Source organism: Micromonospora sp. CB01531 (genome assembly GCF_001905095.1).
Classification (GTDB): domain Bacteria; phylum Actinomycetota; class Actinomycetes; order Mycobacteriales; family Micromonosporaceae; genus Micromonospora.
Map to the genome: position 1 here is coordinate 20,946 of NZ_LWLS01000062.1, position 25,213 is coordinate 46,158.

Below are 25,213 nucleotides of genomic sequence, written 5' to 3' on the forward strand. Positions count from 1 at the left end.
GGTGCGGCCCTCGTCGCGTGTCCGGACCGGTCAGCGGGACCGGCGCCGCTCCAGGAACTCGGTCATCCGCCGGTGCTTCTCCTCGTCCTCGAAGAGCACCGCCTGGCTGAGCAGGTCGAGCTGCGGGTGGGCGGCGGGCGGGGCGTCCACGGCCAGCTTGGTCAGCCGCAGCGCCAGCGCCGAACCCTTCGCGATCTCGTCGAGCAGGCCGTGCGCCGTGGGCAGCAGCTCCGCCGGCTCGGCCACCACCCGGTTGACCAGCCCGATCTGCAGGGCCTCGTCGGCGTCCACCCGGCGGCCGGTGAAGAGCAGCTCCTTGGCCCGGGCCTCCCCGACCAGCGCCGGTAGGCGGTAGGTCGCGCCGGCGCCGGCCAGGATGCCCAACCGCACCTCGGGCTGGCCGAACACCGCGCGTGCCGTGCACACCCGCAGGTCGCAGGCGTACGCCAGCTCGGCGCCCCCACCCAGCGCGGGGCCGTCCACGGCCGCCACGGTCGGCATCGGGAGCGCCCGGATCCGGGCGAAGGCGGCCTGGTTGATGGCGGCCAGGGCGTCCAGCCGGCCGCGGTCGCGGAGTTGGCCGATGTCCGCCCCGCCGGCGAAGATGCCCTCCGCCCCGCCGGTGAGCAGCAGCAGCCGGGGCCGCGCCTCCAGCTCGGCGCAGACCGCGTGCAACTCGGCGATCAGGTCGGCGTCGATGGCGTTGCGCTTCTCCGGCCGGTCCAGCGTCACCACCAGCCGGTCCAGTAGCTCCTCGATCCGCAGCCCGCTCATGCCTGCGCCTCCGTACGGTCGGCGTCGGCGTGAGGCTTCATGGCGCTGAGCTTGATGGTTCGCTCGCTCACTGCTTCGCCCCGCCTTCCCACGTGTAGAAGCCCTGGCCGGACTTCTTGCCCAGCTTCCCGGCGGCCACCATCTCGACCAGCAGCGGCGGCGGCGCGAACCGATCCCCGTACGCGGCCTGGAGGGTGCGGGCGATGTCGAGGCGGACGTCCAGCCCGACCAGGTCAGTCAGCTCCAGCGGGCCGACCGGGTGCCGGTAGCCGAGCACCATCGCCTTGTCGATGTCGGCGGGGCTGGCCACCCCGTCGGCGACCATCCGGATCGCTTCCAGCCCGAGGGTGACCCCAAGCCGGGAGGTGGCGAAGCCGGGCATGTCGCGTACGACGACGGGGTCCTTGCCCAGCCGCCCGGCGAGCGCGACGGCCGCCTCGGTGGTTGTCGGCGTGGTGGCCGGGCCGACCACGATCTCCAGCAGCGCCATCGCCCAGACCGGGTTGAAGAAGTGCAACCCGACGAAGTCCGCCGGCCGGTCCAGCCCGTCGGCCAGGTCGGCGATCGGGATGCTGGACGTGTTGCTGCCGAGCAGGGCGGGACGCCGCGCCTCGGCCTCCCGCAGCACCGACCGTTTGAGGTCGAGCCGCTCCGGGACCGCCTCGACGATCACGTCGGGCCCCTCGGCGACCTCGGCCAACCCGGCGCGCAGGCTGACCCGCGCCCGGTTCGCCGTCGCCTCCTCGGCGGTCAGCTTGCCGCGCTGCACCCCGCGCTCCCACAGCTCGCCGAGGCGCTGCACGGCGGCCGCCCCGCGGGGCGGATCCACCTCGACCAGCTCCACCGCGTAGCCGGCGCCGGCCGCCACGTACGCGATGCCGAGGCCCATGGTGCCGGCCCCGACGACCACAAAACGACCACTCATGACGTCCCCTCGCCGCGGGCGGCGGCGCGTGGGTCTCCGCCGCGCCGGCCCGCATGCTCCGCTCGTTCCTGGGTGCGACCCTATGCAGGGCCGGCCCGGGCGGTGTGCGTGGGGGCGCGCCGGATCGGGTACGACGGCCGTCGAAGCCGACACGGAAGGACCGACATGAGCCAGGCACCGGAGAGCGCGGAGAACCCGGAGACCGTGGAGACCCGCGGCGACGAGCGGGTGGACCTGCTCCGCGCGGACACCAACAACGACGGCCGGACCAACGTGTGGGTGGTGGACACCGACGGCGACGGGAAGGCCGACCTGTTCCAGTTCGACACCGACGGTGACGGTGAGGTGGACATCACCATGGTCGACATCGACGAGGACGGCACCCCGGACGAGGTGGTCGACGGCGACGGTGGCCTCCCGCCAGAGCAGCACTCCCCGACCGTCCAGGTGTGAGCGAGACGGAAGGGTCCCTGGTCAACGCCGTCGGCGGCGGCGACGCAGGGGCCCTTCCCGACCTCGGGCCCGCGCTCAGGCCAGCTTCAGCGTGGCCAGATAGTACGGGTGGTCCCGGTCGTCCACGTCGACCAGTCGCCACGGCGAGCCGTGGACCAGCTCGGCCAGCTCGTCCACCGAGCACACCAGATAGTCGAACCACTCGGTGCCGAGCAGCCGGTAGCGCAGCCGCAGCCGGAGCTGGCCGCCGAACCGGCCCCGCCGCCGGTTGCGCTCGTGGTAGCTCGTGTGCACCGGGTCGGTGGTGCCGTACGGGTCGGTGCCATGCGCGATGACCTGGGCGCCGGGCCGGGCCAGTGCGGCGAGCGCGGCCAGGAACCCGGGTGCCCGCTCCCGTCCCTCGATCAGCCCGAGGTTGTTGCCGAGCAGCAGGAATGTGTCATACCGGCGGCCGTCGGCGACGTGCTCGTCGATCGTGCCGTGCACCAGGTCGCGTACGCCCCGGTGGCGGCAGACCCGCAACGCCCCGGCCGAGGTGTCCAGCCCGGTGACCGGGACCCCGCTCTGCTGCAGGTGCAGAGCGATCCGGCCGCCACCGACGCCCACGTCCAGCGCGTGCCCGCGCACCCGCTCCACGGCCCGGTGGTCGTACGGCTGCCACGCCTCTGGCGGGTCCAGGTAGTGCCCGGCGGGAGCGCCGTTGACCAGGCCGTCGTCCCGCTCGATGATCTCGATGACCGGTCGGGGCAGCCGCCCGCCGACAAGTGGCCGGGGTCCGACCCCGGTGGCGACCGCGTACGCGTCGCGGATCATCTCGCCGAACACGTCGCCGATCGTGGGTTCTCCGGTCACGGCGATCACGCTATCCGGGCTCGGTCGGGCTGTCGCGGCCGTATCCTGGGCGGCGTGACCGACCTGGACCGCCTTGCGGCGGAGAAGTACGTGCTGCTCACGACGTTCCGCAAGGACGGCCGGGGAGTGGCGACGCCGGTCTGGGCGGTGCGGGACGGGGACGCGCTGGCGGTGTGGACGGCGTCGGACTCCGGCAAGGTCAAGCGGATCCGGCGGGACGGCCGAGTGACCGTGGCACCGTGCGACGTCCGCGGCCGGCCGCACGGCGAGGCGCTACCGGGGCACGCGGCGATCTGCGATCTGGTCGGGACCCAACGGATCCGCGGACTGCTGAAGCACAAGTACCGCATGATCGGGCGGCTCAGTCTGCTGGGCAGCCGGCTGCGCCGTGGCGAGCGCGGCACGGTGGGGCTGCGCGTCGTGCTGGACGAGTGAACCCCGGACACGATTAAGGGCGGCGGATCGCCGCTTGCGCGTACGTCCGGCCGCCCCTGATCGGAACGCCTGAGAAAGTCCGGTGGTCAGTCTCCCTGGCGCTGCTGGGGAATCTGCCCCTGCAGCAGGGCCCGGACCTCCGATTCGCGGTAGCGGCGGTGGCCGCCCAGGGTCCGGATCGCGCTAAGCTTGCCAGCCTTGGCCCACCGGGTCACCGTCTTCGGGTCGACACGGAACATCGACGCCACCTCGGCCGGTGTGAGTAGCGGCTCTGGTTCATGCGTTCGCGATGCCATTGGGGTCACTCCTCCACATGTATAGACATCGGCCGGGGTCCCGCCGGCCGACGCGTCTCCCATGGTCCGGCTAGTCCCCGATGTCCGACATGGGCCGAACGGCTGAAGGTCCCTAGACGGACGGATGAACCATGCCCGATTTTTACGACTTTTACGTCGCAGACAGTACCTTATTAGGACTCATGATCACGGTTCGTGATGCGTCAACTACGAGACACTCTCGCATCGAGAGGTATCCATCGGGCAATTCGGGCTAGTTGCAGCGCTCCAGCAGCTGCACCGCCCGCCACCGGGCGACCAGCTTGTCGTACGCCGCCGACGCCTCTTCCGCCTCGCCCCGGGAGAGCCCGGCCAGCCCGGTCGCGACCAGCTCGGTCGAGTCGTCGGCGGCCAGCGTCTCGTCCGGCAGCAGCTGCACCAGGCCGCCGTAGTCCAGCTCCACCACCGAGCGCGGGTGGAACTCCTCCAGCCAGCGGGCGGCCTCCTCGACCGCCTCGGTGATCGGGGCGTCCCCGACCGACTTGCGCAGCACCGACAGCGCCCGGGACGACCGGCGGCGCGCCTTGGAGATCTCCGTCCGGTAGCGCAGCGCGCGCCGGTCCGGCTCGGTCACCAACTGCCGTTCCTGCCGGTCGAAGAGCACGAACCAGCGCAGCGGCACCCCCCAGGTGGCGATCTGCTCGTGCACCCGGGGCACCCCGTGCTCCAGCACCCGCGCCCCGCTGCGCCAGTCCTCCACCACCGCCTTGGCCTGCCCGGCCAGGGTGGGCGGGACGAACGCGTCGGCCAGCACCGACGGCACCCCGTCCCGGGCGCTCAGCGCCGCCTCCGCCACCCGGACCCGCAGGCTCCACGGGCAGACCAGCAATGTGTCGTCGGTCTCCAGCACGTACGCCTCGTCCGGCAGGTCGGGCAGCCGGGTCCAGCCCGCACCGAGCGCCTCGATCACCGCGGTGCGCTGCCGGACCGGGCCCTCCAACGGAGCGACCGCCCGGCCCTCGCTGACGTACCGGCGCCAGAACGACTGGCGGTCGCGGTCGAAAGCGGTCAGCGGCTCATACACCCGCAGGTAAGAAGCGAAGAGCGACGGCACGGGGCGATCCTCCCACGAGACGGGACCCCTGCGTCGCCGGCGTGACGGGGGGCCGTGACGTGCACGACAGTACGGTCCCGGCCGATATTAGGCTCTGCAGCACCGGCAGCATCCCGCCGGCACGCCACCAGGTCCGCGCCCCACAAGGACGCACACCGACACAGGAGTCAGCAATGGGCGTATTCGCCAGCACCGACGACCCCGGATCCACCGGCCACGAACAGGTCGTGTTCTGCCAGGACACGCAGTCCGGCCTCAAGGCGATCATCGGGATCTACTCCACCGCGCTCGGGCCCGCGCTCGGCGGCACGCGGTTCTACCCGTACGCCAGCGAGGCGGAGGCCCTCGCCGACGTGCTCGACCTCTCCCGCGGCATGGCCTACAAGAACGCCCTGGCCGGCCTCGACCTCGGTGGCGGCAAGGCCGTCATCTGGGGCGACCCGGAGCAGATCAAGAGCGAGGCGCTGCTGCGCGCGTACGGCCGCTTCGTGGAGTCCCTCGGCGGGCGCTACTACACCGCCTGCGATGTCGGCACCTACGTCGCCGACATGGACGTGATCGCCCGGGAGACCCGGTACGTCACCGGACGCAGCGTGGAGCACGGCGGTGCCGGCGACTCCTCCATCCTGACCGCCTGGGGTGTCTTCCAGGGCATGCGGGCCGCCGCTGAGCACGTCTGGGGTGCCCCGACGCTGGCCGGGCGCCGGGTCGGCGTGGCGGGCCTGGGCAAGGTCGGCAAATACCTGACCGGGCACCTGCTGAGCGACGGGGCCGAGGTCGTGGCGACCGATGTCAACCCGAAGGCCCTCGAGTGGGTGCGCACCACCCACCCGCAGGTCGAGCTGGTCGACGACACCGCCGCGCTGATCGCCTCCGACATCGACGTGTACGCCCCGTGCGCGCTGGGTGGCGCCCTGAACGACGACACGGTGCCGGTGCTGCGGGCCAAGGTGGTCACCGGCGCGGCGAACAACCAGCTCGCCCACTCGGGCATCGAGAAGGTCCTCGCCGACCGGGGCATCCTCTACACCCCCGACTACGTGGTCAACGCCGGCGGCGTGATCCAGGTCGCCGACGAGATCGAGGGCTTCAACTTCGAGCGGGCGAAGCTGCGGGCGACCCGGATCTACGACACCACCCGGGAGATCCTGCGGCTCGCCGACGACGAGGGCGTCCCGCCGGCGGTGGCCGCGGACCGGCTCGCCGAGCGGCGCATGGCCGAGGTCGGCCGGCTGCGGACGATCCACCTGCGGTGAACATCACGCCGGGGGCGGGGCACCGCTCCGTCCCCGGCGTGCGGGGCTGACCTTGCCGGCGTTAAGCTGGAAATTAGGCAGCTTCGCGATGGTTTGTCCGGTGTCACGGCCGGTCACGGTGCCCGCTCCTTACCGGGTACAATTTGTGACGGCCGGAACACTGCGACGCGCAGGGCCGGCTGACGGTAACCCGAGGTGCCGAACGGTGGCATCCCCATGTACCGTAAGAGCCACGAGAGATGCCTGACGTCATCGGGGCCCGCCTTCGGGCTGCCCCGCATTCTGTGCGAGGGGGTCGAGCCATGGGGCGCGGCCGTGCTAAGGCCAAGCAGACAAAGGTGGCCCGGGAGTTGAAGTACCACTCCCCGAACACCGACCTCGCCGCCTTGCAGCGAGAACTCGGCGGCAGCGGCAAGTCGGACCACGACTTCGACGACGACTACAAAGAGTATGTCGACGACGATGACGAGGACCACGCGGACGACGACCCGGACACCTGGGCCCGTCCGACCCGCTGACCTCCGGTCACATCTGAGCACGCGGTAGCCCCCGCGTGCTCACGCATGTGCTCAGCGGAAGCCGGCGTACCGACCGACGATCAGGGACCTGCCGCACCGGGCCGCGCCCGGGCGCACCGGCAGGTCCTTGATCGCGGACGGCTGGCGTCAGCGCGGCCGGTTGTTCCAGTTGTAGAACGTCGGGATGTTCTCGAAGTGGTTCCAGGCGCATACCGCGCTGGCCCCGTCACCGCCCGACACCTCCGCCCGCAGCAGCCGCGCGGCCTCGGCCTCGTGGAGCAGAGCGGTCAATCCCACAGCGGCTTCCCGCACGCGGTCCGCCACCGGGTCCGGTGCGGCTTCCCCGACGCGCTCAGGCTGCCGGCGACTCGCGGTCTCGGGCATGCTCCAACACTCCCTCCAGTAGGCGGATCTTGCTGTTGCGGCAGTGCTCGGTCTCCGTACCGTCAAAACGGCCCAGCTCGAAGTAGCGGTTGGCGGCGTGGCCGCCGCCACAGAACCCGAAGTAGGGGCAGGACGACCGGCACGCCTCGACGCCGGCGAGGAACTCACCGACCCAGGGCGTACGCCCCGCACCGGAGAGGATCTCGGCCAGCGGGGTGCTCAGCACGTTGCCGCTGCTGAAGTCGCCGTACCGAGCGTCGGTGAAGCCGGCCAGCTCGGGGGAGAGCACCACCACCGTACCGTCGTGGGCGACGGTGGGGATCGGGTCGAGATGGCGGGGCAGCAGGTCGTCCGCCGTGCCGGCCAGGACGGCCCCGGCGTACCGCAGGGTCCACTCCACCTCGCGCAGGTGGATCCGGGGATCCCGGCGCCAGGCGCCGACCAGTTCCGCCCAGAATCCGGTCACCGCGACGGCGTCCCGGGCGTTGCTCCGGGTGTTGACCCCCTCGGTCTCCTCGATGTTGACGCCCAGCACGTCGCAGCCGAGGTCGAGGAAGTAGTCGTACAGCTCGGTGGCCAGGCCCGGCGCGGGCCGGGACACCACGGCGAGGGCCGAGAAGGGCAACCCGTGCCGGCGCAGCGCGGCCACCCCGGCCAGGATCCGGTCGTACGCCGGCCGGCCGCCCCGGGTGACCCGCTCGGCGTTGCGCTCCCGCGGCCCGTCCACGCTCACGCTGACCCGGATGCCGTGCTCGGCGAAGAACGCGCACCAGGCGTCGTCGATCAGCGTGGCGTTGGTCTGGACGTGATGCTCCACCTCCGGGCCGAACGGGGCCAGCAGGGCCGCCAGATGCTCTCGGCCGGCCGCGAGGGGCTCCCCGCCGTGCCAGACGACGGAGAAGCGGCCGACGGCCGCCCACGGGTTCACCGCGGCCGCCACCGCCTCGGCGACCGCGACCGGCATCCGCAGGTCCACCGCCCGCATCGGCAGGTAGCAGTAGGCGCAGTCGAGATTGCAGAGCGTGGTCGGCTGCATCACCACGTACGACGGGACGGCGGCGATGCCGCGCATCCCGGGATGCGTACGAGCAGCCATCAACCCTCCCCATCAGCCCGAAGTGCCCTTCAGGCTAGGCGGCGGTGGCTACTCGGGTGAACCCCCGATCAGGTGCCCGGATGATCACCAGAGTGTGATCATCCCCGGGTGTGCTGCCCGATCATCTGCACGTTGCCGGAGCCCTCGATGATCTCGCCGGCCTGCCAGGCGTCGACGCCCCGGCCGGTCAGGGTGGCCAGCGCGCGGTCGGCGTCCTCGGCGGAGACGATGGCGAACATGCCGACGCCCATGTTGAACGTCGCCTCCATCTCCGGGTCCTCGATCCGGCCCTTGGACTGGATCAGGTCGAAGACCGGCTGGGGCTTCCAGGTGGAGCGGTTGACCACCGCGTCGACGTGCTCCGGCAGGATCCGGACCAGGTTGCCCGGGATGCCGCCGCCGGTGACGTGGGCGAACGCCCGCACCTCGGCCTCGGCGATCAGCTTGAGGCAGTCCTGGGCGTAGATCTTGGTAGGGGTGAGCAGCTCCTCGCCGAGGGTGCGCTGCCGGCCGAAGTCCTCGATCACCACGTCCAGCCGCATCCGGCCGGCGCCCAGCAGCACGTGCCGGACCAGCGAGTAGCCGTTGGAGTGCAGGCCGGAGGAGCGCATCGCGATCACGACGTCGCCCACCTCGACCCGCTCGGAGGTGAGGATCTCGCTCTCCTCCACCACGCCGACACCGGTGGCGGAGATGTCGTACTCGTCGGGACGCAGCACGCCCGGGTGCTCCGCGGTCTCGCCGCCGAGCAGGGCGCAGCCCGCGTACCGGCAACCGTCGGCGATGCCCGCGCCGATCTCGGCGACCTTGTCCGGCACGACCTCACCGGTGGCGATGTAGTCGAGCAGGAACAGTGGCTCGGCGCCGCAGGCGACCAGGTCGTCGACCACCATCGCGACCAGGTCGATGCCGACCGTGTCGTGGATGTCGAGCTGCTGGGCGATCACCAGCTTGGTGCCGACCCCGTCCGTCGAGGAGGCGAGGATCGGGTTCTTGTACTTCTTGGTGTCCAGCCGGAACAGGCCGGCGAAGCCGCCCAGGTCACCCAGGACCTCCGGGCGCCGGGTCTGCTTGACCTTGGACTTGAGCAGCTCGACCGCGCGGTCGCCCGCCTCGATCGACACCCCGGCGTCGGCGTAGGAGACCGAACGTTTGCGCGTCGTACGGCTCGTGCCAGCCGTCCAGGGCTGGCGGTCGCCACCGGCGCCCGTTGGGCTGGTTCCTGCGCCGCTGCGCTCGGACACGTGCGTCACGGTTCTCCCCTTTGTGGTTCTCGCGGGCCGCTGTTGCGGTGAGCGACCCGCGTCGGAGGTGCTATGGGCGGTGGGTAGCGGCCGACGGCTTGCGGTTGTCGCCGAGTGCAGCGGTGGTGATGTCAGCGGTGGCCTGGGCCGCCTCGGCGGTGACCCGCCGGCCCACGCCTTCGAGCACGTGCTTGCCGATCAGGTGCCCGGCCGGCAGTTCGATCGGGTACTCCCCATCGAAACACGCCCGGCAGAGCCGCGTCTTCGGCTGCTCGGTCGCGGCGATGAGGCCGGGCAGCGATACGTAGCCCAGCGTGTCCGCCCCGATCGACCGCCGGATGCCCTCGTTGTCCAGCCCGTTGGCCAGCAGCTCGGCCCGCGTGGCGAAGTCGATGCCGTAGAAGCAGGGCCAGCTGACCGGCGGGGAGGAGATCCGCACGTGGACCTCCAGGGCGCCCGCCTCGCGCAGCATCCGCACGATGGCCCGCTGGGTGTTCCCACGGACGATCGAGTCGTCCACCACGACCAGGCGCTTGCCCCGGACGTTCGCCCGCAGCGGGTTCAGCTTGAGCCGGATGCCGAGCTGGCGCAGGGTCTGCGACGGCTGGATGAAGGTGCGCCCGACGTACGGGTTCTTCATCAGGCCCTGGCCGTAGGTGATCCCGGACTCCTCCGCGTAGCCGATCGCGGCCGGGGTGCCGGACTCCGGCACCGGGATCACCAGGTCGGCCTCGACCGGGTGTTCCCGGGCGAGCTGGCGGCCGATCTGCACCCGGGCGGCGTGCACGTTGCGCCCGGCGATGGTGGCGTCCGGGCGGGCGATATACACGTACTCGAAGAGGCAGCCCTTCGGCTCCGGGGCGGCGAACCGAGTGGATCGCAGCCCGTCCTCGTCGATGGCGATCAGCTCGCCGGGCTCGACCTCGCGGACCACGCTGGCGCCGACGATGTCCAGCGCGGCGGTCTCGCTGGCGACCACCCAGCCGCGCTCCAGCCGGCCGAGCACCAGGGGGCGCACCCCGTGCGGGTCGCGGGCCGCGTAGAGGGTCGACTCGTCCATGAACACGAAGCTGAACGCGCCGCGCAGCTGGGGCAGCACCTCCAGCGCGGCCGCCTCGACGGAAAGATCAGGACGGCTGGCCAGCAGCATGGTGACCAACGAGGTGTCGTTGGTCGAGCCGTCGGAGTCCATGCCCCGCGTGGCCGCCTCGCGCTGGAGCTCGGCGGTGTTGACCAGATTGCCGTTGTGGGCCAGCGCGATCGTGGTGCCGGAACTGGTCGCCCGGATGGTCGGCTGGGCATTTTCCCAGGTCGAGCCACCCGTGGTCGAGTAGCGCGCGTGCCCGATCGCGACGTGCCCGCGCAGGCTGGCCAGCGTCGGCTCGTCGAACACCTGGGCCACCAGGCCAAGATCCTTGTAGACCACCACCCCGGAGCCGTCGCTCACCGCGATGCCCGCGGCCTCCTGGCCGCGGTGCTGCAGGGCGTACAGCCCGAAGTAGGTCAGGTTGGCGACCTCCTCCCCCGGGGCCCAGACACCGAAGACGCCACACGCGTCCTGGGGGCCGGGTCGCTGGGGGTCAAGGTCGTGGCTCAGCCGGCCATCGCCTCGGGGCACCTGCCGCTCCCTCATGCTGGTCTGGACCCGGCCTGGCGGAGTCGGGGGCCAGCTCCGCGCGGATCGGCCGGGGCCGTCGTCGCCTGACAGTGTACGCGAACAGCAGTCGACACTGACAGTCACGGCTCGCCTGCTGATCGTGATGGCGGGCGGGCGTGCCCCAGCTAGAGCGGGAGGTGGTCGGCGAGGTCGGCGCGGATCCCGCTGACCCGTACGCGACCCTCGGCGACCGCCTCCGCCCAGCCGAGGCGGCCGCTGGCCAACGCGAGCCAGGTCTCCGGGTCCATCTCCACCACGTTCGGCGGCGTACCACGGGTGTGTCGCGGCCCGGCCACGCACTGCACGGCACCATATGGTGGAACCCGGACCTCCACCGATCGGCCAGGGGCGCGCTCGGCGAGGACGGCCAGCAGGGTACGGACCGCCTCCCGGAACACCGGCCGTTCGGGCATACGCCCCTCATCCAGCGCTGTCAACGCGGCCGCGACTGCGGCGGACTTAGTGTGCGGAGAGGACACGACGGGACGATACGATTCGGCAGCATCACGGTCGACGCTGGCCCTGGGTAGAGATGATCCGGCCAGACAAGGCATAGTTGCCGACGGCGTATTCGTACCGTGAGTGATCGTCCCCGGCCCGGCGCCGGCCGGCGGGGAGAGATCAGACCCGGAAGGCGGTGGACGTGTCAACACACCGACGTGCCTGGAAGCAGCGGGCCGGTGTGGTGGTGGCGCTGGTCGTCGGCGCGCTACTCGCCGTCCCCGCCACACCCGCCTTCGCGGCCCCGCCTGACGTCTCTGACGTCTCCGCCTCGCCCAGCACGGTTGAAGCAGGCAAAACCACAAAGATCAGCTACACCCTTACATTCGGCTCTGCGGGCGAACCGGCCGACATCAGCTTCTCCTCGAGTAATCCGAAGCTGACCTGTGTCGACAAGTGCTTCCGGGGCAAGGTCACCGCGAGTGGCACCTACGAAGCCACCTTCAAGCTCGCGGACGATGCGGCGAGCGGGTCCGCTCAGATCACGGTCACAGCCACCGAGGCAACAGGGCCCCTGAAGCAGAGGCAGGAAGGCTCAACGACCGTCACGCTGGTTGCCAAGACCCAGCCGGCGGAGGCGGAGACGGTCAAGTCGATCTCCGGCAAGGTGGTCATCGCGGACAACAGCGAGCCGCTCGAGGGCGTCGTGGTCATGCTCCGGGACAGCAAGGGCATCACCCGCCAGACCAACACCGACGGCAGCGGCAACTTCCGGTTCACCGGCTCGTCCTCGGAACCGATCGCGCCCGGCCGGGTCGACCTGGCCTCTGGCAAGGATGGCAAGACCGGCTACAAGACGGTTAACGCGGCGGCCGGCCAGGCCGTGACCGGCGTGCGGATCAGCGTGCCGATCAAGGTCGAGAAGAGCCCGAGCCCGTCGCCGTCCGCCACCGCAGAGGCGGTGCCGACCGAGGAGCCGACCGAGGAGGCCACCGAAACGCCGGCCACCGAGGCGGCGGGGCAGCAGCCCGACGCCCAGCAGGACTCCGGCGGCTTCGGCAACTGGCTGCTGATCCTGCTCGGCGGTCTCTTCGTGGCCGTGGGCGTCGGCACCATCGTGCTGCTCTACATGAAGCGCAAGAACGAGGGCGACGACGACGGTGACGGCCCAGGTGGTCCGATGGGTCCGGGTGGCCCGGCGGGCGCGGGTGCGGTGCCGGCCGCCCGGGGCGCCTACCGGGGCGCCGACGACCAGACCCGGGTGGTCAACGGCATGGGCGCCGGAGCGGCGCCGACGATGGTCGGCGGCCCCTCGCTCAGCGACGCGCCGACCATGATGCACCGCCCGGTCGTGGACGACGTCCCGCCGGACCCGTACGGCGCCCCGCCCGGGCCCGGGCCCGCGTACGGCGTCGGCGGTGGGCAGGACGGCTGGGGCGGCGGTGGCTACGGCGACGAGCCGGCCGGCCAGGGTGGCTACGGCCACAACAGCTACGGCAACGCGCCCTCCTCGGGTAGCGGCTACGGCAACGCGCCCTCCTCGGGTGGCGGCTACGGCAGCCGGGATTACGGCGCCGGTGCCGGCGGCTACCCGCCCGCTCAGGGCGGCGGCTACGGCGGCGAGCGGTACGACGAGCCGACCGGCCGCTACACCGGCGACAACACCCAGTACGCGCCGCCGGCCGACCCGTACCCGACCAGCACCTACCAGCCGGACCAGGGCCGCGGCTACGACCAGCCGGACCAGGGCCGCGGCTACGACCAGCCGGACCAGGGTCGCGGCTACGACCAGCCGGGCCAGGGACAGTACGGCCGCGGCTCGGAGCCGGGCACCGGCTACGGCCAGGGTGGCGGCTACGGCGGCCCCTCCGGTGGCTATGACAACGGGCCGTCGGGCGGCTACGACGGCGGCCAGCAGGGCTACGACGGCTACGACCAGCGCGGCGGGTACGACAACGGCCCGCAGCAGGGCTACGACGGCCACGACCAGCGGGGCGGCTACGGCGGCGGCGCCGGCTACGGCCAGCCGCAGCAGGGCGGCCACGGCCACGAGCAGCCGCCGCAGCAGCGGACCGGTGGCTACGACAACCAGGGCTACGACCAGGGCGGATACTACGGCGATCAGGCCCAGGCCGGCCGGGGCCGATCCGACGGCCCGCAGGAGCGCGGCGGCCGCCGCCTCGACTGGCTGGACGACTGACCGCGGGGCCACATGCCCCGCACCGATATCGACAGTGGCCGCCCGGACGATCCGGGCGGCCACTTCGCATGATCGACACAGCAGTCCGCAGTGGCCGACCCGCGGGAGGTCGGTAGTCACCGACACCCAAGCAGCCGGCGCGCCGAAACACCGGCCGGAGCCGGACCAACAGGCAGGGCCTGACCAACGGGCAGAGCCGGACCAGCAGACAGCGCCGGACCAGGCGGCGGACCACGGACCGAACCGGTAGAGCCGGGCCAGCCGGCGGAGCCGAGTCAGGCGGCGGCGAAGTAACCCTGGCGCAGAACCGGCACCACGTCGGAGACACCCACCTGGACAGCGACCTCCACGTCGCCGGCGAAGCCGCCCTCGGCGAGTTCCCGCCCGGAGACGCACCCCCGGACAGCGGCCGGCACGTCAGGCGTGCTGGCCAGCGCGGCCAGGGCCATCGCCGCCTCCACCGAGAGCCCGCCCGGCACCCCGGACAGGGCGTCCAGCACGCTGGCCGCCCCGAGCTGATCCTCCACGCAGGGGCGCAGTGAACCGTCCGGCCAGCGCTCACCGGCCGCCACCACGCCCACCGGCGCGTCGTTCGAGCCGTACCCCTGGGCGCGCAGCCATCGCCCGACGGCGGGCGCGTTACGCAGGCACGCCGCCACCACCGGCAGACCGGTGGCGCTCGCGGCGGCGCTGATCGCCGAGCCGTTCGGCGAGGGCAGGACCAGATCGGCGACAGCCGGTGCGGTCCGCAACGCCGCCGGCGAGAGCGACCATGGATGCTCCAGGGTCATCTGCCGGCGGCCGACCGCGGCGACCGCCCCCACCCGGCGGGCGTACTCGGCGGCCTGCTCCCCCCAGGGGAACGGGTGCACGCGCATGCCGCGACCGACCGCCACCTCGACGGCGGTGGTGAACGAGAGCACGTCCACCACCACCAGGGCCGCGCAGACCCGGCCGAGTTCCGCCGCCCCGGTCAGCCCCCAGTCGAACCGGGCGCCGGAGCCGGGTTGGGCGTAGGCGGCCAAGGCCAGGGCCTCAGCGCTGATCCGGCGCGGGGGCCTGGTCGTCCGGGTCACCGGCAGCCGTCGCGGAGCCCGCCGGCCCGGCCGTCGCCGGGTCGGACGTCGCCTCGGGGGCGTCGACCGGGACATCGGGCCCGTCGGTGCCCGGCGCGGCGTCCCCGGCCTCCGCCGGGGCGTCACTCGCCTCCGCCGCCGCATCCGTAGCGACCACGGGAACGCCCGGAGCCTCCGACGCCTCCACGGCGGCGTCCTGGGCCGCCACGGGAGCGTCCGCCGCCCCCGCCGGCGCCCCGCCGTCCGCCTGGCCGGCCGGGTCGAGGGCCGGATCGGTCGCCGGGTCGCCCGCCGGCTGCTCGCCGACGGCCGGGACAACGCCCGCACCAAGTGCCGCCATCTGGCCCGCCTCCACGCCGCCGAAGAGGCGCGGCAGGGTCGCCGTGTGCGTGGCGCGCAGCTCGTCGAGGCCGATCCGGAACTGGTCGTGCACCTCCAGCGCGCCGCCGGCCGGGTCGGTGACCCCGATGAACTCCCACGGCACCCCGTGCTCGGCGCAGAGCGCGGCGAACGCCTTCTCGTGCCCACGCGGCACCGACACCAGCGCGCGGCCGGCCGACTCGCTGAACAGGAAGACGAACGGCATCGACCCGCCGGCGAAGTGCTCGGGCACGGCGACCCGGGCCCCGACGCCACGCCGCAGGCACGACTCGACCAGGCTCTGGGCGAGGCCACCGTCGGAGAGGTCGTGCGCGGAAGTGAGGTGCCCCACCCGGGCGGCGGCGGCCAGCAGCTCGGCGAGCTGCCGCTCGCGGGCCAGGTCGACCTGCGGCGGGATGCCGCCGAGGTGCTCGTGGGTCACCCACGCCCACTCCGAGCCGGAGAGCTCGACGTGCGTCTCACCCAGCAGGAAGAGCTGGTCGTGGTCGCCGCCAGGACGCGGCACGAAGCCCATCGGCACCCGGTCGGCGACGTTGTCCAGCACGCCCAGCACGCCGACCACCGGAGTCGGATGGATGGGTGCCGGGCCGGTCTGGTTGTAGAAGCTGACGTTGCCGCCGGTCACCGGGATGCCGAGCTCCAGGCAGCCGTCCGCCAGGCCGCGGACGGCCTCGGCGAACTGCCACATCACGCCCGGGTCCTCCGGCGAGCCGAAGTTGAGGCAGTTGGTCACGGCGATCGGCTTCGCGCCGGTCACCGCCACGTTCCGGTACGCCTCGGCCAGCGCCAGCTTCGTCCCGTGGTACGGGTCGAGGCGCGCGTACCGGCCGTTGCCGTCGACGGAGAGGGCGACCCCGAGGCCGGTCCGCTCGTCGATCCGGATCACGCCGGAATCCTCCGGCTGGGCGAGCACGGTGTTGCCCAGCACATACCGGTCGTACTGCTCGGTGACCCAGGTCTTGTCGGCCAGGTTCGGCGACGCGATCATGCGCAGCACGGTCTCCCGCAGCGCCTCCGGGTTGCTCGGCCGGGGCAGCGTTTCCGCGCGGTCGGCCTGGAGCAGGATCAGGTCGGCCGGCTCCCGCATCGGGCGGGCGTACACCGGACCGTCGTCGACCAGGGAGCCCGGCGGCACGTCCACCACGACGTGGTCGCGCCAGGAGACCACCAGGCGGCCCGGCTGGCCGTCCGGCGCGGGCGGGGTGACCTCACCGATCGCGGTGGCGAGCACGCCCCACTTCTCGGCGGTCTTGAGCACCGCCTCCAGCTTGTCCGGGGCGACGACCAGCAGCATCCGCTCCTGGGACTCGCTGGCCAGGATCTCGTGCGGCTCCATCGAGGGCTCCCGCAGCGGCACCCGCTCCAGCCAGACCCGCATGCCGGTGCCCGCCGCCGCGGCGGTCTCGGTGAGCGCGCAGGTCAGGCCGGCGCCGCCGAGGTCCTGGATGCCGACGACCAGCTCGGCGTCGTACAGCTCCAGGCACGCCTCGATCAGCAGCTTCTCGGTGAACGGGTCGCCCACCTGGACGGACGGGCGGCGCTGCTCGCTGCCCTCGTCGAAGGTGGCGCTGGCCAGCACCGACACGCCGCCGATGCCGTCCCGGCCGGTCTTGGCGCCCATCAGCACCACGACGTTGCCGGGGCCGGCGGCCTCCTTCTTCTGCAGCCGGTCGACCGGCAGCACGCCGAGGCAGAGCGCGTTGACCAGCGGATTGCCCTGGTAGCAGGGGTCGAAGACCACCTCGCCGCCAATGTTCGGCAGGCCGAGGCAGTTGCCGTAACCGCCGACGCCGGCGACCACGCCGGGCAGCACCCGGGCGGTGTCCGGGTGGTCGGCCGCGCCGAAGCGCAGCGGGTCCATCACCGCGACCGGACGTGCACCCATGGCGAGGATGTCGCGGACGATGCCGCCGACGCCGGTCGCCGCGCCCTGGTACGGCTCGACGAAGCTCGGGTGGTTGTGCGACTCGACCTTGAAGGTCACCGCCAGCTCGTCGGAGACCTGGACCACGCCGGCGTTCTCACCGATGCCGGCCAGCAGCCGGTCGCTCGGCGGGGCCTTCTCGCCGAACTGGCGCAGGTGCACCTTGCTCGACTTGTAGGAGCAGTGCTCGCTCCACATGATCGAGTACATGGCCAGCTCGGCCTGGGTGGGCCGGCGGCCGAGGATGTGCCGGATCCGGTCGTACTCGTCGTCGCGGAGGCCCAGCTCCGCGTACGGCTGCAGTTCGTCCGGCGTGCCGGTGGCCCGGGGCACGGTGTCCACGGCCGCGGTCCAGTCGTCGGCCGGGCCGGCCTGCGGCACCACGGTGGCCGTACGCGGCTCCGCCGGGTCGGCCGGGTGGGCGCCCGGTGCCTCCCGCAGGTCCGGGTCCGGATGGGTGGTCATGACCTCTCCTCGCTGCGCTCGCCGCCAAGGCGGCGGGTGAGCTGACCGATGATCCCGCCGCGCACGGTCACGCCGGCGCCCCCACCAGGTGCTTGAGCACCGAGGTGAAGAAGCCGAGACCGTCCAGGGAGGGGCCGGTGAGCGCCTCCACCGCGTGCTCGGGATGCGGCATGATGCCGACCACGTTGCCGGCCTCGTTGGTGATCGCGGCGATGTCGCGCTGCGAACCGTTGGGGTTGCCGCCGAGGTAGCGGGCGACAACCCGACCCTCGGCCTCCAGGCGGTCCAGCGTCGCCGGGTCGGCGACGTAGCAGCCCTCGCCGTTCTTGACCGGGATCAGCACTTCCTGGCCCGGCTGGAACGCGTTGGTCCAGGCGGTGCCGGCGGCCTCGATGCGGAGGATCTGGTCCCGGTTACGGAAGTGCAGGTGCTGGTTGCGGGTGAGCGCGCCCGGCAGCAGGTGGGCCTCGCAGAGGATCTGGAAGCCGTTGCAGATGCCGAGCACGGGCAGGCCGCCCCGGGCGGCGTCCACGATCGTCTCCATGACCGGGGCGAACCGGGCGATGGCGCCGCACCGCAGGTAGTCACCGTAGGAGAAGCCACCGGGCAGGACCACGGCGTCCACGCCGTGCAGCTGCGGGGCGCCGTGCCACAGCCGGACCGGCTCGGCGCCGGCGATGCGGACGGCCCGGGCCGCGTCCCCGTCGTCGAGCGAACCGGGGAAGGTCACCACACCGACCCGGGCGGTCACTGGCGCGCGTCCACGGGCTCGTCGGTCTCCACCACGCGGACCGTGAAGTCCTCGATGACCGGGTTAGCCAGCAGCTTGTCGGCGATCTCCCGGGCCCGGTCCAGGTCCGGTTCACCGGTGAACTCGATCTCGATCCGCCTGCCGATCCGGACCGAGGCGACGTCGCTGACGCCGAGCCGGGGCAGCGCGTTTGCGACGGCCTGGCCCTGCGGATCGAGGATCTCGGGCTTGAGCATGACGTCGACGACGACGCGAGGCACGGGGCACTCCTGACTGTGTACGCAGTTGGGTGCCGGCCCACTACGGGCGAGCGCAGCCAGCCTACCTGGCAGATACCGCCTCGGCCGAACCGGCCGGCGCGTCCGGGCAGTGATCGACGTGACCCCGTCGAGGGGGCCGCACCGGATGTCCCGGCCTGCACGGAACGCACCCTTACCAGCAACGACAGCGCCGCCAGGTGGCCAAATCGTTACATCGGTTAGTCTCTATCGACTCCTTGTCAGCGCCACGCCGGGGCCCTACGGTACATCGATGTAAGTCGATGCACAGCCTGGCGACCACCCGTCGCCCCGCTCCCCGTCACCCCCGACGTGAAGGAGTTCCCGATGCGCATCCGCTCCCTGCTCGCCACCATCGGCGTCGCCATGGTCGGCGTCCTCGGCGCCGCGTCCGGCGCGGCCGCCGCCCCCGTCGGCCCGTACATCATCGGTGGCGGCACCGTCTCCTCCGCGCCCTGGGCCGCCGCGGTGTTCAGCAACGGCTCGTTCACCTGCTCCGGCAGCGTCATCGCGTCCCAGTGGGTGCTCACCGCCCGGCACTGCATCAGCGGCAGCATGTCCGTCCGGGTCGGCAGCGTCTACTACGCCTCGGGCGGCACCACCCGCACCGTGAGCACCACCTACACCCGCTACGACCTCGCGCTGATGCGGCTCTCCAGCGCGGTGACCACCTCCACCGTGTCGCTGGCCAGCAGCAACCCGCCCATCGGGTCGACCAACTCGATCTACGGCTGGGGCATGACCTGCTACAGCGGCTGCAACCCGTCCAGCCAGCTCAAGACCGCCACCGTCCAGGTGACCAGCAACAGCGCCTCTGACGCGTACGGCGGACAGGCGATCCGCAGCTCCCGGATCAGCGGGAATGCCTGGCGGGGCGACTCGGGCGGCCCGCAGTTCTACAACGGCCAGCAGGTCGGCGTGGCCTCCACCGCCGACGGCGTGAGCATCCAGAATTACGGCAGCGTCGCGTACAACCGGTCCTGGATCACCTCCGTGGCCGGTGTCTGACAGTTAGCGCCGGTCGCGGCGCGGATGGTCGGTGACGTGCCGACCGTCCGCGCCGCCTCGTTTCGCAGCATCCGATCAGGTGAACAAGGCACACGTTCGGGCCGCCGACCGGCTGACAGCATCGGAAACGTGCTGGTCGTGACGACGGATCAACTGCCCGGCTACGAGATCCGCCAGATCCTCGGCGAAGTGGTCTCCTCCATGGCGAGGACCCGGAACCCGTACCGCGAGGGGGTCAAGAACCTGCGCGGTGGCGCCTACGACCCGATGGCGCCGGACAACCTCACCCGCTGGCGTACCGACTCGGTGGCCCGGCTCGGCGAGGAGGCCCGCCGGCTCGGCGCGAACGCGGTGATCGGCATGCGCTTCGACAGCCGCGACTGCGGCGAGATGTGGATGGAGATCTGCGCGTACGGCACGGCGGTGATCGTCGTACCCAAGATGCCGGACGTCATGCCGCCGGACCAGCCCATGGTCGCGGCCGAGACCGCCCACGAGCCGGAGATCGCCTCGGCCCCCGGCGGCATCGCCGAACCGGCGAGCGCCCCCAACCTCTCCTCCGCCGCCGAAACCCCCACCCCCAAATCCCCCTAACCACCCGCCCACCACCACCGCCGGGCCTGCCGGCGTTGATCATGAGGTTAGCGGCGGTACCAGAGATCCACTTCGCCGCCAACCTCATGCTCAACCAGCCTCGGGTGGGGTGGGGTGGGGTGGGGTGGGGTGGGTGGGTTAGAGGATGGGGGGTGGGGAGTAGGCGGCTGCGTCGGGGTGGGACTGGACGATCTTGGCGATGCGGGCGGTGACGCGGTCGATCTGGGCGCCCGCGGCGCCGACGAAGGCGTTGCGGTCGGCGACCAGAGCGTCGATCTCGGCGCGGGTGAGGCCGAGGCGCCCGTCCGCGGCGAGGCGGTCGAAGAGGTCGTTCTCGGCCGCACCCTTCTCCCGCATGGCCAGCGCCACCGCGACCGCGTGCTCCTTGATCACCTCGTGCGCGACCTCCCGGCCGACGCCGCGCCGGACCGCCGCGACCAGGATCTTGGTGGTGGCCAGGAACGGCAGGAAGCGCTCCAGCTCCCGGTTGATCACCGCCGGGTACGGGCCGAACTCGTCCAGCACGGTGAGGAAGGTCTGGAACAGCCCGTCGGCGGCGAAGAATGCGTCCGGCAGGGCCACCCGGCGGACCACCGAGCAGGAGACGTCCCCCTCGTTCCACTGGTCGCCGGCAAGCTCGCCGACCATCGACAGGTAACCGCGGATGATCACGGCGAAGCCGTTCACCCGCTCCGACGAGCGGGTGTTCATCTTGTGCGGCATCGCGCTGGAGCCCACCTGGCCGGGCTTGAAGCCCTCGGTGACCAGTTCCTGGCCGACCATCAGCCGGATCGTGGTGGCCAGCGACGACGGCGCGGCGGCCACCTGGGCCAGCGCGGAGAGCACGTCGAAGTCCAGCGAACGCGGGTAGACCTGGCCGACGCTGTCCAGCACCCGGCTGAACCCGAGGTGCTCGGCGACCCGGCGCTCCAACTCGGCCACCTTCTCGGCGTCGCCGTCGAAGAGGTCGAGCTGGTCGGCGGCCGTGCCCACCGGCCCCTTGATGCCGCGCAGCGGGTACCGGCCGATCAGGTCATCGAGCCGCTCGTACGCGATCAACAGCTCCTCGGCGGCCGAGGCGAAGCGCTTGCCCAGCGTGGTGGCCTGCGCGGCGACGTTGTGCGACCGGCCGGTCATCACCAGGCCGGAATACTCGTGGGCGTGCCAGGCGAGCCGGACCAGGGTGGCGACCACCCGGTCCCGGATCAGCTCCAGCGAGGCGCGGATCTGGAGCTGCTCGACGTTCTCGGTGAGATCCCGGGAGGTCATCCCCTTGTGCACGTGCTCGTGCCCGGCGAGCGCGCTGAACTCCTCGATCCGGGCCTTCACGTCGTGCCGGGTGACCCGCTCCCGCTCCGCGATCGAGGCCAGGTCGACGTCGTCGACCACCCGCTCGTACGCCTCGACCACCCCGTCCGGCACCGGCACGCTGAGGTCCCGCTGGGCCTTGAGTACGGCGAGCCAGAGTCGCCGCTCCATGCGGACCTTCTCCTCGGGCGACCAGAGGGCGACCAGTTCGGGCGAGGCGTACCGGTTGGCGAGCACGTTCGGGATCGTCACGTGCCTCAGTCTCCCATGACCCCGGTGACGACCCCGAGGAGGAAGTCGGCCGCTCACCCGGCGGACAGTCCGGAGGCCGCCGGCGTGCCCACCACCCACCGGCGACCTCGCAACCTGCTACCCGAAACGGTCGGTCAGGTTGACTGCGGGATCCAACGCGACGGCCCGCTGCTGCGCGGCGGTCAGGGGAAGCTCCCCCTTCTCGCCGGCGGTGAGGCTCACCGCGAGCCAGACGCCGTCCCGGCGCAACACGTGGACGATCCGCTCCGCCTTCACCCCAGAACCGTCCGTGGTGATGCGGTACCGCTCCCCGGCGGGACCGGTACCTGCCTCGCACGTGTGCGTCCTGGTGCTCGCGTCACAGGTCAGGTCACCGGCGGTGCCCGGATCCCGCCGGTGGATCCGCACCGAGACGGTCCCGGACACGCCGTCCACCAGGACCCGCCCCTGGCCCGCGTAGCTGTCCGCAGTGTCCTGGCTGCCCCAGAAGGCACCCAGGTCGCCGGGAATGATGGCGGCCCCCCTCCCCTGGGCCCCCGTGACACCGGGCACGTGTCGCTGCAACGAGGCGAGTACCACGCTAGTGATCCACATCCGGCGGGCCTCCGTGTTGCCGCGCAGCGGCTGCGCGGCCTGCCCGGCGACCGCCGGATCCAGCGCCAACGCGATCAACTGCGCGATGGTGAGCGGGGGATTCTCGTCCTCACCCTGGATGCGCACGATGATCACCACCCCGTCGGACCGCTGCACGGTCGCGCTGCTCGACACGGCGACCCCTCCGGACGGCTTCCGATCCAGTCCGCGCGCCGGGTTGCGGGCCGACAGGGTCCTGATCCTCTCGCCGGCCGGCCCGGTCGTGTCGGCGCAGTTGCTCCTCCTGACCGCCTCGGCGGTGCACGCTGCGGCCGGGCCCCAGCCGTTGGTGATCTGCACGGACAGCCTGCCCATCCGGTCACCCGACCGGACCCTCCCCTGCCCCATGTAGCCGTCGGGGGCGTAGCCACCCAGAGTCGGGCCGGAGAACCAGACCGGTCCCTCACCCTCCGGCGCGCCACGCCCGGGTGCCCAGTCCAGGTCCGGTGCCACCCGCCCCACCGCTTCGAAGATGGCCATGTCCATCGCGGTGAAGGAGCCGCCCGACGACGGTGTTGGGGTGCGTACCGCCGGGCTCGTCGGACTCGGCACCGCCGGCACAGCGGCCCGGGGCCGACCGGTGACGGCGGTGCTGCCGACGAGGACGACACCGACGGCCGCCGCGGCCAGGGCCGCCACGCCGACGCGCCGGAGCCGCCGGGCGCGGCGCTCCCGGGCGATGACCCGGTCCATGTCGATGGAGGTGGGCGGGATCTCGCCGACCGCCTCACGGAACATCGTCCGGTAGCTCATGCGCCCTCTCCCTTCACCGCGGAATCCAACGTCGCCAGCAGGCGCAGGCTCTCCAGCCCTCGGGCCGCCTGGCTCTTCACCGTGCCGGTGCTGACGCCCAAGGTCCGCGCCGTCTCCTCGACCGAGAAGTCGCACCAGAAGCGCAGGACGACCACAGCCCGCCGGCGCGGCGGCAACTGGGCCAGCAGGTCGAGCAGATGTTCCCGGTCGGCCAGCGCGGTCTCGGGGAACGCCACGTCCGCCCGGTCGGGCACGTCGTCGGTGCTGCGTTCCCGCCGCCACGGCCGGCGCCGCTCGTCCAACCACGCGTTGGTGAGCATCCCGCGGACGTACGCGTCGACGTTCTCCATCGGGCGGACGCGGCGCCAGTGCCGGTAGAGCTTGCCGATCGTGATGGACACCAGGTCGTCGGCGGTGTGCCAGTCACGGCAGAGCAGGTACGCCGTGATCCGTAGCGACTCCAGCCGGGCCGTCACGAACTGCCGGTACTCGTCTTCGTCAGCGCGGTTCACCGCGCCCGACCTCTCGTCCGTTTCATGCCTGGGGAACGGTACGAAGTGGCGACGGGGTTGCTCGCCGGGCCGGGATCAAAACAAGGAGATGGCCGGTCGCCGCCCCAGCGGCTCGGGTCCGGGGTCAGTTCACCTGCTTGATCTCGTGCACGGTGGCGGTCACCACGAGGGCCTTCTTCTGCGTGCCGTGGGCGTTGCGGACCGTCAGCAGGTAGGTGTGCTTCTGCACGTCGCTCTCGGCGCCGGAGCAGGGGAAGTTCAGGGTCTCGCTGCCCGTGGGCGCGTAGTTGTCGGCGTACACGCCGGGGCCGTCGACGGAGAGGGCGACCGAATCGACGTTGCTGGTCTTCCACTCCACGACGACCGGGGTGCCCGCGACCGGCTTGACGTTGGTGCCGGACGGGCAGGAGGGCTTCTGGGCGACCCGGAAGTAGGCGATCGTGGGGCCGGCCGGTTTCGGGGCGCTCGTCGTCGGCCTGCTGCCGGGCTGCCCGCCGTTGCTCTTGGTGCCGCCGCCCGTCGACCCGCTGCCGGTCGTACCGTCGCCTGTGGGCTCCGCGGAGGTTGTCGGGGCGCCGCTGGCGGGTGCGGTGGACGCCGCCGGGTCGCCGGGGGCCTCGGTCACCGAGGCGGTGGCGGTGGACTCCGTGGCGTTGGTGCCGGTGGCCGCACATCCGGCGGCCAGCACGGCAGCCAGGGCGACGACGGTGGTGCGGGACAGGGCTTGACCGGGCATGACCACTCCCTCGCGGGTGCCGCCGCCGGTGACGTCCGGGCGGGCTGGCGTCCACGGTAGGGACGGCCGGCAACCCGGATAGGGTGACCACACTCCTGAGTCGACAAACAGGATTGGGGAAGCGTGTCCAGACTTACCGGCAAGGTCGCCCTGGTCACCGGCGGAAGCCGCGGTATCGGTGCGGCCGTCGTGCGCCGCTTGGCCGAGGACGGTGCCCACGTCGCGTTCACCTACCGCGAGGCGGGCGACAGCGCGAAGCTCGTGGTCGCCGACGTCGAGGCGTACGACCGCACCGGCCTCGCGATCCAGGCCGACAGCACCGACCCGGCAGCGCTGGTCGGGGCGGTCGAGCAGACCGTCGCCGAGCTGGGCCGGCTGGACATTCTGGTGAACAACGCCGGGGTGTTCTCGTACGGACCGATCGAGGAGGTCGGACTCGACGACCTCGACCGGGCCATTGCCGTGCATGTCCGCGGGGTCTTCCTGGCCACCCAGGCGGCGGTACGCCACATGGGCACCGGCGGGCGGATCGTCAACATCGGCAGCAGCTTCGCCAGCCGCGTCCCGGCCCCCGGGGTGAGCGTCTACGCCATGACCAAGAGCGCGGTCAACGGCCTCACCCGGGCCCTCGCCCGGGAACTCGGCCCGCGCGGGATCACCGTCAACGTGCTCCTGCCCGGTTCCACCGACACCGACATGAACCCGGCGGACAGCGCCGGCGCCGACGCACAGCGGGAACACATCGCCCTCGGCCGGTACGGGACGCCCGCCGACGTGGCGGCGACGGTCAGCCACCTGGTGGGCGACGGCGGGCGGCACATCACCGGCGCGTCGATCGCCATCGACGGCGGCGGCACGGCCTGACCCGGTCGCTGTAAGGGCGAGCGGCGCCGTCGGCAGGGGCCGCCGGGCCTGACG

The 25,213-nt window shown here is 72.3% G+C and carries 26 protein-coding genes; 8 read left to right on the top strand and 18 right to left on the bottom strand.

Going from position 1 to position 25,213, the window contains the following annotated elements:
• Positions 1–30: 30 nt before the first annotated feature.
• Together A6A27_RS13780 and A6A27_RS13785 are read right to left on the bottom strand one after the other, a co-directional pair.
• Positions 31–774 (bottom strand): enoyl-CoA hydratase/isomerase family protein, encoded by a 744-nt coding sequence (locus A6A27_RS13780; RefSeq protein ID WP_073834989.1) that lies wholly within the window; start codon positions 772–774, stop codon positions 31–33.
• Between the two features lie 67 nt (positions 775–841).
• Positions 842–1,699, bottom strand: coding sequence for a 3-hydroxyacyl-CoA dehydrogenase family protein (locus tag A6A27_RS13785; protein WP_073834990.1), 858 nt, complete (start codon positions 1,697–1,699; stop codon positions 842–844).
• A 165-nt stretch (positions 1,700–1,864) separates the two neighbouring features.
• Here A6A27_RS13785 and A6A27_RS13790 point away from each other — a divergent pair, with 165 nt between their 5' ends.
• Positions 1,865–2,152, top strand: a complete 288-nt coding sequence (locus A6A27_RS13790; RefSeq protein ID WP_073834991.1) for a hypothetical protein — start codon at positions 1,865–1,867, stop codon at positions 2,150–2,152.
• A 75-nt stretch (positions 2,153–2,227) separates the two neighbouring features.
• Here A6A27_RS13790 and A6A27_RS13795 read toward each other — a convergent pair whose 3' ends face one another.
• Positions 2,228–3,004, bottom strand: a complete 777-nt coding sequence (locus A6A27_RS13795; protein ID WP_073835093.1) for a class I SAM-dependent methyltransferase — start codon at positions 3,002–3,004, stop codon at positions 2,228–2,230.
• A gap of 54 nt (positions 3,005–3,058) precedes the next feature.
• Between A6A27_RS13795 and A6A27_RS13800 the strand changes: the two genes are divergently transcribed.
• A complete protein-coding gene (locus tag A6A27_RS13800; protein ID WP_073834992.1) occupies positions 3,059–3,439 on the top strand; it encodes a PPOX class F420-dependent oxidoreductase in 381 nt (126 codons plus the stop codon).
• A gap of 86 nt (positions 3,440–3,525) precedes the next feature.
• Here the strand turns inward: A6A27_RS13800 and A6A27_RS13805 are convergent, their stop codons facing one another.
• The gene (locus A6A27_RS13805; RefSeq protein WP_007073996.1) at positions 3,526–3,735 is read right to left on the bottom strand and encodes a BldC family transcriptional regulator; all 210 of its coding nucleotides are present in this window, start codon (positions 3,733–3,735) and stop codon (positions 3,526–3,528) included.
• Positions 3,736–3,988: 253 nt separating this feature from the next.
• Entirely contained in the window at positions 3,989–4,828 is an 840-nt protein-coding gene (locus tag A6A27_RS13810) for a hypothetical protein (protein WP_073834993.1), read from the bottom strand.
• Between the two features lie 173 nt (positions 4,829–5,001).
• Between A6A27_RS13810 and A6A27_RS13815 the strand changes: the two genes are divergently transcribed.
• Together A6A27_RS13815 and A6A27_RS13820 are read left to right on the top strand one after the other, a co-directional pair.
• Positions 5,002–6,084 carry a Glu/Leu/Phe/Val family dehydrogenase gene (locus A6A27_RS13815; protein WP_073834994.1) on the top strand — a complete coding sequence of 361 codons (1,083 nt, stop codon included), beginning with the start codon at positions 5,002–5,004 and terminating at the stop codon, positions 6,082–6,084.
• A 302-nt stretch (positions 6,085–6,386) separates the two neighbouring features.
• Complete coding sequence (locus tag A6A27_RS13820; RefSeq protein WP_073834995.1) at positions 6,387–6,602, top strand: DUF3073 domain-containing protein; 216 nt, start codon at positions 6,387–6,389, stop codon at positions 6,600–6,602.
• A 147-nt stretch (positions 6,603–6,749) separates the two neighbouring features.
• Here A6A27_RS13820 and amcA read toward each other — a convergent pair whose 3' ends face one another.
• From amcA to A6A27_RS13845, 5 genes are all read right to left on the bottom strand, one after another.
• Complete coding sequence (gene amcA, locus A6A27_RS13825; RefSeq protein WP_073834996.1) at positions 6,750–6,986, bottom strand: multiple cyclophane-containing RiPP AmcA; 237 nt, start codon at positions 6,984–6,986, stop codon at positions 6,750–6,752.
• Positions 6,955–8,058 carry a cyclophane-forming radical SAM peptide maturase AmcB gene (gene amcB / locus A6A27_RS13830; RefSeq protein WP_198940300.1) on the bottom strand — a complete coding sequence of 368 codons (1,104 nt, stop codon included), beginning with the start codon at positions 8,056–8,058 and terminating at the stop codon, positions 6,955–6,957. Before amcB ends, amcA begins: the two co-directional genes overlap by 32 nt.
• Before the next feature lie 122 nt (positions 8,059–8,180).
• Positions 8,181–9,335 (bottom strand): phosphoribosylformylglycinamidine cyclo-ligase, encoded by a 1,155-nt coding sequence (gene purM / locus A6A27_RS13835; RefSeq protein ID WP_073834998.1) that lies wholly within the window; start codon positions 9,333–9,335, stop codon positions 8,181–8,183.
• Positions 9,336–9,396: 61 nt separating this feature from the next.
• Positions 9,397–10,944, bottom strand: coding sequence for an amidophosphoribosyltransferase (gene purF, locus A6A27_RS13840; RefSeq protein WP_073834999.1), 1,548 nt, complete (start codon positions 10,942–10,944; stop codon positions 9,397–9,399).
• Between the two features lie 164 nt (positions 10,945–11,108).
• A complete protein-coding gene (locus tag A6A27_RS13845; RefSeq protein ID WP_241825255.1) occupies positions 11,109–11,396 on the bottom strand; it encodes a sterol carrier family protein in 288 nt (95 codons plus the stop codon).
• A gap of 230 nt (positions 11,397–11,626) precedes the next feature.
• On the opposite strand from A6A27_RS13845, the gene A6A27_RS13850 reads away from it, so the two are divergent.
• Positions 11,627–13,624, top strand: coding sequence for a hypothetical protein (locus A6A27_RS13850; RefSeq protein ID WP_073835094.1), 1,998 nt, complete (start codon positions 11,627–11,629; stop codon positions 13,622–13,624).
• A gap of 275 nt (positions 13,625–13,899) precedes the next feature.
• Here the strand turns inward: A6A27_RS13850 and A6A27_RS13855 are convergent, their stop codons facing one another.
• The 4 genes from A6A27_RS13855 to purS all read right to left on the bottom strand — a co-directional run bounded on the left by A6A27_RS13855 (position 13,900) and on the right by purS (position 18,481).
• Positions 13,900–14,649, bottom strand: a complete 750-nt coding sequence (locus A6A27_RS13855; RefSeq protein ID WP_073835095.1) for a 2-phosphosulfolactate phosphatase — start codon at positions 14,647–14,649, stop codon at positions 13,900–13,902.
• 10 nt (positions 14,650–14,659) lie between these two features.
• Complete coding sequence (gene purL / locus A6A27_RS13860) at positions 14,660–17,470, bottom strand: phosphoribosylformylglycinamidine synthase subunit PurL (RefSeq protein WP_073835001.1); 2,811 nt, start codon at positions 17,468–17,470, stop codon at positions 14,660–14,662.
• A gap of 67 nt (positions 17,471–17,537) precedes the next feature.
• Positions 17,538–18,221: a phosphoribosylformylglycinamidine synthase subunit PurQ gene (gene purQ, locus A6A27_RS13865; RefSeq protein ID WP_073835002.1), complete on the bottom strand. Its 684-nt coding sequence runs from the start codon at positions 18,219–18,221 to the stop codon at positions 17,538–17,540.
• The gene (purS, locus tag A6A27_RS13870; RefSeq protein ID WP_073835003.1) at positions 18,218–18,481 is read right to left on the bottom strand and encodes a phosphoribosylformylglycinamidine synthase subunit PurS; all 264 of its coding nucleotides are present in this window, start codon (positions 18,479–18,481) and stop codon (positions 18,218–18,220) included. Before purS ends, purQ begins: the two co-directional genes overlap by 4 nt.
• A 345-nt stretch (positions 18,482–18,826) precedes the next feature.
• Here purS and A6A27_RS13875 point away from each other — a divergent pair, with 345 nt between their 5' ends.
• Both A6A27_RS13875 and A6A27_RS13880 read left to right on the top strand, forming a co-directional pair.
• Positions 18,827–19,507 carry a S1 family peptidase gene (locus A6A27_RS13875; protein ID WP_073835004.1) on the top strand — a complete coding sequence of 227 codons (681 nt, stop codon included), beginning with the start codon at positions 18,827–18,829 and terminating at the stop codon, positions 19,505–19,507.
• Positions 19,508–19,531: 24 nt separating this feature from the next.
• The gene (locus A6A27_RS13880) at positions 19,532–20,101 is read left to right on the top strand and encodes a YbjQ family protein (RefSeq protein ID WP_073835005.1); all 570 of its coding nucleotides are present in this window, start codon (positions 19,532–19,534) and stop codon (positions 20,099–20,101) included.
• Between the two features lie 138 nt (positions 20,102–20,239).
• On the opposite strand, the gene purB is transcribed toward A6A27_RS13880, so the two are convergent.
• From purB to A6A27_RS13900, 4 genes are all read right to left on the bottom strand, one after another.
• The gene (purB, locus tag A6A27_RS13885; RefSeq protein ID WP_073835006.1) at positions 20,240–21,661 is read right to left on the bottom strand and encodes an adenylosuccinate lyase; all 1,422 of its coding nucleotides are present in this window, start codon (positions 21,659–21,661) and stop codon (positions 20,240–20,242) included.
• A gap of 117 nt (positions 21,662–21,778) precedes the next feature.
• Complete coding sequence (locus tag A6A27_RS13890) at positions 21,779–23,047, bottom strand: hypothetical protein (protein WP_073835007.1); 1,269 nt, start codon at positions 23,045–23,047, stop codon at positions 21,779–21,781.
• Positions 23,044–23,559, bottom strand: a complete 516-nt coding sequence (locus tag A6A27_RS13895; protein WP_073835008.1) for a SigE family RNA polymerase sigma factor — start codon at positions 23,557–23,559, stop codon at positions 23,044–23,046. Before A6A27_RS13895 ends, A6A27_RS13890 begins: the two co-directional genes overlap by 4 nt.
• Before the next feature lie 124 nt (positions 23,560–23,683).
• On the bottom strand, positions 23,684–24,295 hold the full coding sequence (locus tag A6A27_RS13900; RefSeq protein WP_073835009.1) for a hypothetical protein: 612 nt from the start codon (positions 24,293–24,295) through the stop codon (positions 23,684–23,686).
• Positions 24,296–24,418: 123 nt separating this feature from the next.
• Between A6A27_RS13900 and A6A27_RS13905 the strand changes: the two genes are divergently transcribed.
• The gene (locus tag A6A27_RS13905; RefSeq protein ID WP_073835010.1) at positions 24,419–25,159 is read left to right on the top strand and encodes an SDR family NAD(P)-dependent oxidoreductase; all 741 of its coding nucleotides are present in this window, start codon (positions 24,419–24,421) and stop codon (positions 25,157–25,159) included.
• Positions 25,160–25,213: the final 54 nt, after the last annotated feature.

What these genes read in the sequence shown, in the direction of transcription:
- A6A27_RS13780 (WP_073834989.1), bottom strand. Translation starts at nt 774, where the DNA reads ATGAGCGGGCTGCGGATCGAGGAGCTACTGGACCGGCTGGTGGTGACG.
- A6A27_RS13785 (WP_073834990.1), bottom strand. Translation starts at nt 1,699, where the DNA reads ATGAGTGGTCGTTTTGTGGTCGTCGGGGCCGGCACCATGGGCCTCGGC.
- A6A27_RS13790 (WP_073834991.1), top strand. Translation starts at nt 1,865, where the DNA reads ATGAGCCAGGCACCGGAGAGCGCGGAGAACCCGGAGACCGTGGAGACC.
- A6A27_RS13805 (WP_007073996.1), bottom strand. Translation starts at nt 3,735, where the DNA reads ATGGCATCGCGAACGCATGAACCAGAGCCGCTACTCACACCGGCCGAG.
- A6A27_RS13815 (WP_073834994.1), top strand. Translation starts at nt 5,002, where the DNA reads ATGGGCGTATTCGCCAGCACCGACGACCCCGGATCCACCGGCCACGAA.
- A6A27_RS13820 (WP_073834995.1), top strand. Translation starts at nt 6,387, where the DNA reads ATGGGGCGCGGCCGTGCTAAGGCCAAGCAGACAAAGGTGGCCCGGGAG.
- amcA (WP_073834996.1), bottom strand. Translation starts at nt 6,986, where the DNA reads ATGCCCGAGACCGCGAGTCGCCGGCAGCCTGAGCGCGTCGGGGAAGCC.
- amcB (WP_198940300.1), bottom strand. Translation starts at nt 8,058, where the DNA reads ATGCGCGGCATCGCCGCCGTCCCGTCGTACGTGGTGATGCAGCCGACC.
- A6A27_RS13845 (WP_241825255.1), bottom strand. Translation starts at nt 11,396, where the DNA reads ATGCCCGAACGGCCGGTGTTCCGGGAGGCGGTCCGTACCCTGCTGGCC.
- purL (WP_073835001.1), bottom strand. Translation starts at nt 17,470, where the DNA reads ATGACCACCCATCCGGACCCGGACCTGCGGGAGGCACCGGGCGCCCAC.
- A6A27_RS13875 (WP_073835004.1), top strand. Translation starts at nt 18,827, where the DNA reads ATGCGCATCCGCTCCCTGCTCGCCACCATCGGCGTCGCCATGGTCGGC.
- A6A27_RS13880 (WP_073835005.1), top strand. Translation starts at nt 19,532, where the DNA reads ATGGTCGGTGACGTGCCGACCGTCCGCGCCGCCTCGTTTCGCAGCATC.
- A6A27_RS13890 (WP_073835007.1), bottom strand. Translation starts at nt 23,047, where the DNA reads ATGAGCTACCGGACGATGTTCCGTGAGGCGGTCGGCGAGATCCCGCCC.
- A6A27_RS13900 (WP_073835009.1), bottom strand. Translation starts at nt 24,295, where the DNA reads ATGCCCGGTCAAGCCCTGTCCCGCACCACCGTCGTCGCCCTGGCTGCC.